The 9,192-nt window shown below is 63.9% G+C and carries 8 protein-coding genes and 1 pseudogene; 4 read left to right on the top strand and 5 right to left on the bottom strand.

Annotated elements, in window-relative coordinates; genetic code table 11:
• The 4 genes and pseudogenes from ENZ75_RS11365 to ENZ75_RS11350 form a co-directional block, all read left to right on the top strand.
• Window positions 1-628, top strand: a pseudogene (locus tag ENZ75_RS11365) (mannitol dehydrogenase family protein); the annotation flags it as partial.
• 15 nt (window positions 629-643) lie between these two features.
• A complete protein-coding gene (locus tag ENZ75_RS11360; protein ID WP_024502046.1) occupies window positions 644-1,327 on the top strand; it encodes an HAD family hydrolase in 684 nt (227 codons plus the stop codon).
• Window positions 1,324-2,910: an FGGY-family carbohydrate kinase gene (locus ENZ75_RS11355; RefSeq protein WP_063169748.1), complete on the top strand. Its 1,587-nt coding sequence runs from the start codon at window positions 1,324-1,326 to the stop codon at window positions 2,908-2,910. Before ENZ75_RS11360 ends, ENZ75_RS11355 begins: the two co-directional genes overlap by 4 nt.
• Window positions 2,911-3,079: 169 nt before the next feature.
• The gene (locus ENZ75_RS11350; RefSeq protein WP_013528421.1) at window positions 3,080-4,483 is read left to right on the top strand and encodes an MATE family efflux transporter; all 1,404 of its coding nucleotides are present in this window, start codon (window positions 3,080-3,082) and stop codon (window positions 4,481-4,483) included.
• 100 nt (window positions 4,484-4,583) lie between these two features.
• On the opposite strand, the gene ENZ75_RS11345 is transcribed toward ENZ75_RS11350, so the two are convergent.
• From ENZ75_RS11345 to ENZ75_RS11325, 5 genes are all read right to left on the bottom strand, one after another.
• Window positions 4,584-5,165 (bottom strand): cupin domain-containing protein, encoded by a 582-nt coding sequence (locus tag ENZ75_RS11345; protein WP_013528422.1) that lies wholly within the window; start codon window positions 5,163-5,165, stop codon window positions 4,584-4,586.
• Window position 5,166: 1 nt separating this feature from the next.
• Window positions 5,167-6,423, bottom strand: a complete 1,257-nt coding sequence (locus ENZ75_RS11340) for a cysteine desulfurase-like protein (RefSeq protein ID WP_063170430.1) — start codon at window positions 6,421-6,423, stop codon at window positions 5,167-5,169.
• 70 nt (window positions 6,424-6,493) lie between these two features.
• Window positions 6,494-7,258 carry a cyclase family protein gene (locus ENZ75_RS11335; RefSeq protein ID WP_244514254.1) on the bottom strand — a complete coding sequence of 255 codons (765 nt, stop codon included), beginning with the start codon at window positions 7,256-7,258 and terminating at the stop codon, window positions 6,494-6,496.
• The gene (locus ENZ75_RS11330) at window positions 7,255-8,433 is read right to left on the bottom strand and encodes an ABC transporter substrate-binding protein (protein ID WP_013528425.1); all 1,179 of its coding nucleotides are present in this window, start codon (window positions 8,431-8,433) and stop codon (window positions 7,255-7,257) included. The genes ENZ75_RS11335 and ENZ75_RS11330 overlap by 4 nt, the downstream gene beginning before the upstream one ends.
• Window positions 8,430-9,192 (bottom strand): branched-chain amino acid ABC transporter permease (locus ENZ75_RS11325; RefSeq protein WP_164887783.1); only part of this gene is annotated, 763 nt, incomplete at its 5' end. The genes ENZ75_RS11330 and ENZ75_RS11325, both read right to left, overlap by 4 nt.

The raw sequence follows: 9,192 nt of genomic DNA, 5'->3' as shown, positions 1-9,192 counted from the left end.
CGTCAAAGACGTTGCGCCTTATGAACTGATGAAAATCCGCATCCTCAATGGCGGCCATGCAGCGATCGCCTATCCGGCCGGCCTGATGGACATCCATTTCGTGCATGAGGCGATGCAGGAGCCGCTGGTGAGCGGTTTTCTGGCCAAGCTCGAACGGGACGAAATCATCCCGACGGTGCCGCCGGTGCCGGACACGGTTCTGGAAGACTATTACCAGCTCATCGAGAGCCGCTTCTCCAACCCGAAGATCGGCGACACGGTGCGCCGGCTCTGCCTCGACGGCTCCAACCGCCAGCCGAAGTTCATCATCCCGACCATCGCCGACCGGCTGAAGGCTGGGAAAAGCGTCGCCGGCCTGGCCCTGGAATCGGCATTGTGGTGCCGCTACTGCTTCGGCACGACGGACAGCGGCGCCGTCATCGAGCCCAACGACCCGAGTTGGGACCGGCTGCAGGCGACGGCAAAGGCAGCAAAGGACGCTCCCGCCGCCTGGCTCGCCATGGAGGACATCTATGGCGATGTCGGCCGCGCAACGGCGTTTGTCGAGGCCTTTGCCCATGCGCTCAACGTGCTGTGGGCGAATGGCGCGCGCGCCACGCTGACGCGCTACCTCGCCGGCAAGCTCTGAGAGCCATTCTCGGCCATGACGCCTGAACTGGTCATTTTCGACTGCGATGGCGTGCTGGTCGACAGCGAGGCGCTCTCCGTCTCGGCGCTGCTCGGCATGGTCAGGCTTGCCGGCGGCAGCGTCAGTGAGGATGCCGCCTACGAGCATTTCCTCGGCAAGAGCATGAAAAGCGTGCGCGAGATCCTCGGCCGCGACTTCGGGCTCGATATCACCGACCTGCACCTGACCGAGATGCGCGTCGAATTGATGCGCAAATTCCGCGAGGAGCTGAAGCCGATCGCCGGTGTCAAGAAGATGCTGCCGAAGCTTGGGCTGCCGTTCTGTGTCGCGTCCTCGGGCACGCTCGACCGCATCCGCTACGCGCTCGACGTCACCGGATTGCTTGGGCTGATGGAACCGCACCTGTTCAGTGCCACCATGGTGGCCAAGGGAAAGCCCGCGCCGGACCTGTTCCTGCATGCCGCCGCCAGCATGCGGGCCCATCCACGCAAATGCCTCGTCATCGAGGACAGCCCGGCCGGCATCATTGCCGCGCGGGCGGCGGGGATGCGCGTGTTTGCCTTCACCGGCGGCTCGCATGCCGGCAACCCGACCTTGAAAGCGCGGCTTGCGTCGAGTGAACCGGACTTTATATTCGCTGACATGCTGCAATTGCCCGATCTGATTGCAGGCCTGGGAGCGAGAGACAGAGCATCTTGACGAAACAGTTCGTTTGCGCGGTCGATGTCGGCACCGGGAGCGCTCGCGCGGGCATTCTCGACACCAACGGCACCTTGCTCGGCCGCGCCGAGCGGCCGATCGCCATGAACCAGCCGAAGCCCGATCACGCCGAACATGATTCGCGCGATATCTGGTCGGCCGTCTGCGCCGCCGTGCGCGCTGCCCGCGAAAAGGCCGGCATAGCTGCCGAGGAGGTCGTCGGCATCTCCTTCGATGCCACCTGTTCGCTGGTGGTGCGCGACCGGCAAGGCGGCCAGCTCAGCGTCTCGACCACGGGCGACAAGCGCTGGGACACCATCGTCTGGCTCGACCACCGCGCCATCGCGGAGGCCGACGAATGCACGGCAAGCGGCCACGCCGTGCTGAATTACGTCGGCGGCGTCATGTCGCCGGAAATGGCGACACCGAAGCTGATGTGGCTGAAGCGCAATTTGCCGGAGACCTGGAATGAAGCCGGCTATTTATTCGATCTCACCGATTTCCTGACCTGGCAAGCGACAGGTTCGCTGGCCCGCTCGCAATGCACGCTGACCGCCAAATGGACCTATCTGGCGCATGAAGAGGCCGGCTGGCGGCGCGACTTCTTTGCGCTCGTCGGCCTCGGCGATCTTTTCGAGCACGGCAATTTGCCGGAAAAGGCCAGCCCGGTCGGCGCTTATATTGGCCAACTGACCGCCCAGGCAGCGGCCGAGCTTGGGCTGAGCGAGAAATGCCGGGTCGGCGCCGGCGTCATCGATGCCTATGCCGGTGCGCTTGGCGTGCTCGGCGGCTTTGCCGGCGACCAACAGGACATCGGCCGGCATTTGGCGCTGATCGCCGGCACGTCGAGCTGCGTCATGGCGATGTCACCGGATCCGCAGCCCTTCGCCGGCGTCTGGGGTCCCTATTACGGCGCGGCGCTGCCCAGGCTGTGGCTGTCGGAAGGCGGCCAGTCGGCGACCGGCGCCCTGCTCGACCACATCATCCGCTGGCACGGCGCCGGCGGCGAGCCGGATGCCGCCATGCATGCGAAGATCGCCAGGCGTGTCGCCGAGCTGCGCGCCACCGAGGGCGACAACCTTGCCGCGCGGCTGCATGTGCTGCCCGATTTTCATGGTAACCGCTCACCGCTCGCCGATCCGCATGCCGTCGGCGTCGTCAGCGGGCTGACGCTGGACTCCTCCTTCGACAGCCTGTGCAAACTCTACTGGCGCACCGCCGTCGGCATCGCGCTCGGCGTGCGCCACGTGCTGGAGGCGCTGAACGAGAACGGCTATCTGATCGATACGCTGCATGTCACCGGCGGCCACACCAAGAACCCGCTGTTGATGGAGCTCTATGCCGACGCCACCGGCTGCACGGTGATCGAGCCGCTGGCCGACGAGGCGGTGCTGCTCGGCACCGGCATGATCGCCGCCACCGCGGCCGGGCTGTTTCCCGACCTCAACGCGGCCTGTCTTGCCATGCAGCAAGGCGGCAGGACGCGCGCGTCGAACCCGAAATCATCAGGGCGTTTCGACCGCGACTACAAGGTTTTCCTCGAGATGCACCGCCAGCGGCGGATGCTGGACGCGATCCGCTAGAGCACCGGGGCCGGTCCCTGGCTCAATCCGTTCCCGTCCCTCCTCTCTTGCCTTCATGTCGCGTTTCGTCCAGAAGCTGACGCAAACGCCGCGAAACCGAAGGTTTTGCCGTTTGAAATGCGGCTTCCGGCTTTAATGCCGACGTGCCGTATCTGGAAAGAGCGGAACAATGTCTGCGATCGAAGCCGGCGCTCGCGCGCCGGAAAATCTTTGGCGTCAGGAAATCAGGGCGACGCTGGCGCTCGCCTGGCCGATGGTGCTGACCAATCTCGGCCAGACCGCGATGACGGCCACCGACGTCATGATGATGGGCCGGCTGGGGCCGGATACGCTGGCCAGTGGCGCGCTTGGCGCCAACCTCTATTTCATGCCGCTGATCTTCGGCCTCGGCCTGATGCTGGCGACATCGCCGATGATCGCCACCGAGCTTGGCCGCCGCCGCTATTCGGTGCGCGACCTGCGCCGCACCGTGCGCCAGGGCCTGTGGCTGGCGATCCTGATCTCGATCCCAATCTGGCTCGTGCTTTGGCACGGCGAAGGCATTCTGCTGGCCATGGGCCAGGAACCGGCACTGGCGCATCAGGCCGGCATCTATCTGCGCTGGCTCGAATGGGCGGTGCTGCCCTTCTACTTCTATATCGTGCTGCGCTCGTTCATCTCGGCGCTGGAGCGGCCGGGCTGGGCGCTGGTCATCGTCTTTGTTGCCGTCGCCTGCAATGCCTTCTTCAACTGGGTGTTCATGTTCGGCAATCTCGGCGTGCCGTCGATGGGCATTGCCGGGTCGGGCCTTGCCACCTCGCTGTCCTCAACGCTGATGTTCATCGGCCTGGCTGCCGTGGTGATGCTGGAGAAGAAGTTCCGCCGTTATCGTCTGTTCGGACGGTTCTGGCGATCGGACTGGCCACGCTTCAAGGGCCTGTTGCGGCTCGGCCTGCCGATTGCCGGCATTCTCGCCTTCGAGGTGACTATCTTCAATGCGGCCGCCCTGCTGATGGGCCTGATCGACGCGGATTCGCTGGCCGCGCACGCGATCGCCATCCAGATCGCCTCGATCTCCTTCATGGTGCCGCTTGGCCTCAACCAGGCGGTGACGGTGCGCGTCGGCCTTGCGCATGGCGCCGGCAATCCGCAAGGCGTGTCGCGCGCCGGCTGGACCGCCTTCGTCATCGGCGTCTCGTTCATGGCGCTGATGGGGCTGGTGATGATCCTGTGGCCGCATCCGCTGATCAGCGCCTTCATCGATCTGAGCAATCCGGCCAATGCCAGGGTGATCGAACTTGCCGTGTCGTTCCTGGTCTTCGCGGCGCTATTCCAGGTCTTCGACGGCGCCCAGGCGGTGGCCGCCGGCATGCTGCGCGGCCTGCACGACACCAAGGTGCCGATGATCTATGCCGCGATCGGCTATTGGGGCGTCGGCCTGCCGCTCGGCGTGCTGCTCGCCTTCCATTTCGGCCTGCATGGCGTCGGCATCTGGATCGGCCTGTCGACGGGGCTGGCCGTGGTGGCCGCGCTGCTGCTGGCGCGCTGGCTGCGGCGCGACCGACTGGCCCCGCCGCTCGCGTTCGGGCATTGAAACAGGACGGTTGGGCTCGGCGGCTGTTGTCCTGTGGACGTTGGCTCATTGAACGACGTCTGCAGAACTCCCTCGAAATCCGGCGCCGCGCTGGAGGCGGTCAGAATGTCGGCGGCGTGTTGACCCAGAGGATGCGGACCGTGGTCGAACCGATATTGCGGTAGCCGTGGCCGAGTTCGGAGTTGAAATAGAACGCGTCGCCTGCCTCGAGTGCCACCACGTTCGCCTCGACCAGCAATTCGACGGAACCTTCGAGCACGTAGCCGAACTCTTGTCCCTTGTGGCTGATCAACTCGGGGCTGCCGCCGCCGGCCTCGATCACGTGGACGTTGATCTGCAGCAGATATTCCGGACCGGACGGCACCAATTGCTCGAGCACGACATGGTTGCCCGAACGCCGATGTCCCGTCTCCATGTGCGGACGCTCGTTTTGCCGCAAAACGAACACTTCCGAGGCATTGTGCTGCAGCGTGCCGAACATCGCGTTCATGTTGATGCCCAGTGCCTGCACCAGCCGGTGCAGAGCCGCCATGGACGGCGTAGCGCGGTCGTTTTCGATCTTCGAGAGATAACCCTCTGTCAGCCCGATGCGGGCGCCGAGCTCTTCCAGGCTGAGGCCAAGCACCTGTCTGGCATGGCGCAGCTTGACGCCGATCCTCGGGGTTCCGTTTCTGTCGCGCATGTCAGGTCCGCGTCTTCATCCAGTCCGCCAGCTTCGCCAGCAGGAAATCGACTTCCGCCTCGGTGTTGTAATGAGCCAGCCCGATGCGGACGACACCGTTGCGGTCCGCAAGCCCCAGCCGCTTGATTGGCTCCAAACCGTAATTGTGACCGTGCCAGAGATAGATGCCTTCCTCTGCCATCGCCCTGGCGATGTCCGCGGGATCGGTTCCGTCAACGGTGATCGACACGGTAGGCACACGGCGCGCCAGCGCCGCCACATCGGATATGCCCTGGATCAAGACGCCATCAATTCTGGACAATCCGGCAATCAGCCGTGCTGTCAGGACACGCTCATAACGGTCGGCGACTTCAATGCCGGCGACGATTCGCTCCCGCCGCGTCGCCTGCGGGTGGACGTTGCCGAAGGACTGTCCGAGCCAGGCATAGTGCTCGACGGCGCCAAGCACCCCGGCAAGCGCCTCGCGGCTTGTCGTTCCCGTCTCGAATTTTCCAGGTGGCGTATTGGAAGCCGCGCGCACCTTATAGGCGGTCAGCGCCTGCAGCAGATCGAAACGGCCCCACAACACCCCGTGATGCGGTCCAAAAAATTTGTAGGCCGAGCAAACCAGGAAATCACAGCCGATCTCCTGGACGTCGATCACCCCATGCGGCGCGAACTGCACCGCGTCGATATAGCTCAGCGCCCCGATCGCGCGGGCGCGCTGCGCGATCCGCTTCACGTCGTTGATCGTGCCGGTAACGTTGCTGGCATAGCCGACAGCGACCAGCTTGACGTCCTCGTCGATAGTCGCCTCCAGCGTCGACAGGTCGAGTTCGAAGGTTTTTGGATCGAGGTCGATCCAGCGTACTTCAAGCCCCCGATCCTCCGCCAGCATCAGCCAGGGTGCGACGTTGGCGTCATGATCCATGCGCGTCAGCACGATGGCGTCGCCGGCGTTCAGATCGCGGCCGATGGCGCGCGAGACGGCGAAAGTCAGAGTTGTCATGTTCTGGCCGAACACCACCTCACGCCGGTCGGCGGCATTGAAGAAATCGGCCATCGCCTGATGCGCGTCGTCGACCATCGCCTGGGCCGCGAGTGAGGTTTCGAAATAGCCACCAAGATTGGCGTTGGTTTCGATCATGACACGCGTCATACGCTCGATCGAACGGCTCGCCATCTGGGTTCCCGCGGGATTGTCGAAGAAAATCCGCTTCTTCGGCTCGGCACCTCTCGCCATCGCCGGAAAAGCATCGCGGACTGTATCTATATCCATGTCTGAATTCCGTGTCTGATGATCGTTGTGCGGCGGCCCCTCGACCGCCGCCAGCAGCGGCTTCACGCGTTCAGCCGGCCGCTTCATGGATGGCGACAGCGCGAGCCGGGAAGCCAGATCCGGCCTTTGGCTTTGGCCAGCTTGCCATTATCAACGCGCCGGCTTCGGGCACCTTGTCGAGATTGGCCAAGAGCTCGATCTGCCAGCAGTCGCGCGACAGCACATAGTATTCCAGGCTTGCGTCACCTGCGGAAGTGGCACGGCCGGGATCAGTGTCCATGCCCTCGTGCCCGATCGCAGCAACACCGCGGCGTTCCAAAAGCTCCTCCAGCACCGGCTTCGACCAACCAGGCGCATGGGAGATACCGTCGGCCGACTTGTTCCGAAACGCCACGGGGTCCGGCCAGCGCGGCCACCAGCCGGTGCGAAGTGCGACAAAACACTTTTCCGGGATACGGCCGTTCCGCGCCTCCCAGGCCGAAATATCGTCGAGCGTCGGCGTCGCGTCGGGATCGGCGGCGACCCTGTCGCTGATGTCGAGGATGACCAGCGGCAGAAGCATCTCCGCCACCGGCAGTTGGTCGATCGAGCGGCCGCCGTCGATGAAGTGCACCGGCGGATCGACATGGGTGCCCCACTGTCCGACGAAGGCGTAGTGGTGGACCTGGAAGGCATCGCCCTTCGAAAAATCGAGCAACGCACTGCGCTCCTCGTCCGGGAAGGCCGGGAAATGCGGCTGACCCGGATGAAACGCATGCGTCAGGTCGGTGAAGGTCGCGGCGGAGAGCCGCGACCTGTAGATGTCCCAAAGGGAGCCCGGAGTGGACAAGATCACGGCTCCGCGACGAAGGTCGGTGCCGCTTCACTTGCCAGGACAAGCTTGCCGTCCTTGACACCAATGACCGAGACCGACTTGTCCGGCACCGAAATGCCCGGGCGGTAGGTGATCGTGCCGGTCACGCCGTCGAGCCCGGACGTAGCGGCCAGCGCGTCACGGATCTTGGCCGGATCCGGCGCACCGGCACGCTTGATCGCGTCGGCCATCAGCTTGACCGAGTCGTAGCCGAGCGCAGCGAACGCGTTCTCCGGGGCATTGCCGACCGACTTGGTGTAGGCGTCGATAAAGGCCTGCACCTTCGGGGTGGCGCCCTCACCGATATAGGCGTGGGTGGTGAAGTAGGTGTCCTTGGCCGCGTCGCCGCCGACCTGGATCAGCAAGGGCGTGTCGTAGCCGTCGCCGCCGACCACCGGCAGGTTGATGCCGGCCTGGCGCATCTGCTTCAAGATCAGGCCGATTTCCTCGGCATTCGACGAGGCATAGACGAAGTCTGGCTGCGGCGACAGCGCCTTCAGTTTGGCGATCTGCGCGGTAAAGGTCTTGTCGCCGATCTTGTAGGTGTCGCGCTCCAAAATCTTGCCCCCGCCATGCTCGTAGGCGGTGACGAAGTAGTCCGACAGCAGCGTTGTGTATTCAGTGCCGATGTCGGTCAGCAGGTAGGCGGTTTTGCCGTTCAGCTTGTTCAGCGCAAATTCCGCGCCAACCGCAGCCTGAACGTTGTCGCCGAAGGCGGCGAGGAAGATCTCGTTGCCGAGCTGGCTAGGCAATTTCGGCGAGGTCGCGCCTGGCGTTATGAACGGTATCTGCGCCGTCTGGACCTGCGGTCCGATGGCCAGCACCGAGTCGGAATCGGCGAAGCCGATGATGCCGACGACCTTGTCGCTGTCGATCAACTGGCTGGCGACGGTCGAGATCGTCGTCGAATCGCTCTTGGAATCGTAGATCACCAGTTCTATCTGCTGGCCGAGCACGCCGCCGGCGGCGTTGATTTCGCTCGCTGCCAGCTTGGCGCCATTCAGCATCGGACCGTCGAGCGAGGCCTGGATGCCGGTCAGGTTTGCCGGATAGCCGATCTTGATGGTGTCGGCAGCAAGTGCCGTGCTGGCCGAGGCAAGCGCGAAGAATGCGCCCAGTCCCAGGCCGATGGTACCGCGTCGAGTGAGTTTGATCATCGTTTTCGTTCCTCTGTCTGGTTCACCGTTGCCGATCTTTGGGTTGATCCGAACATAAGTTCCCGGTCCCCCATGATCCCCTTCGGCCGGAAGATCATGACTAGAATGAAGATGAAGCCGAGCACGATCTGGCTGGCGCCAAACAGGGCCGGCACCGCGAAATCGCCGATCGTGAAGCCGCGTTCGACCGAGCGCAGGATCTCCGACAACAGCGAAACGCAGATGACGCCGACCACCGCGCCGGTCAGGGAGCCCATGCCGCCCAGCACCAGCATTGTGATCAGACTCATCGTCAGCGCGAAGTAGAAAGTGTTCGGCGAAAACGAGCCGAGATAATGCGCATAGAGCGACCCGCCGACGCCTGAGAAGAACGCGCCGATGACGAAGGCGATCAGTCTGGTCCGCAGCACGCCGATTCCGACAGCGCTGGCCGCGATCGTGTCGTCGCGCACCGCCTTCATGGCGCGCCCGAAAGGCGAATAAACCAGGCGCGCCAGAACGAACACCGTGATGGCGAGCCAACCCATCACCCAGGGCAACGTCGTCTCCAGCGGCACGCCGGTAAACGTGCGGGCACCTCGGGTGAAATCCGACGCATTGATCAGCACCACGTTGACGATAATCAAGAATCCCATCGTCGCCACCGAAACGAAATAGCCCGACAGGCGCATCAAGGGATAACCGACGACCACCGCAAGCAATGCCGTCAGAAGACCTGCCACCAGCGTCGCCGTGGTGGCGGGGGCAGCTGTCGCATTC

The organism is Mesorhizobium sp. M7A.F.Ca.CA.002.04.1.1 (genome assembly GCF_004022805.1).
Classification (GTDB): Bacteria; Pseudomonadota; Alphaproteobacteria; order Rhizobiales; family Rhizobiaceae; genus Mesorhizobium; species Mesorhizobium ciceri.
Note: the sequence above shows the minus strand (reverse complement) of the source record. Positions and strands in the feature narration are given on the sequence as shown.

Bases quoted from the DNA above. Each gene is read 5' to 3' on its own strand.
- ENZ75_RS11330 (WP_013528425.1), bottom strand. From the start codon at position 8,433: ATGATCAAACTCACTCGACGCGGTACCATCGGCCTGGGACTGGGCGCA.
- ENZ75_RS11350 (WP_013528421.1), top strand. From the start codon at position 3,080: ATGTCTGCGATCGAAGCCGGCGCTCGCGCGCCGGAAAATCTTTGGCGT.
- ENZ75_RS11345 (WP_013528422.1), bottom strand. From the start codon at position 5,165: ATGCGCGACAGAAACGGAACCCCGAGGATCGGCGTCAAGCTGCGCCAT.
- ENZ75_RS11340 (WP_063170430.1), bottom strand. From the start codon at position 6,423: ATGGATATAGATACAGTCCGCGATGCTTTTCCGGCGATGGCGAGAGGT.
- ENZ75_RS11360 (WP_024502046.1), top strand. From the start codon at position 644: ATGACGCCTGAACTGGTCATTTTCGACTGCGATGGCGTGCTGGTCGAC.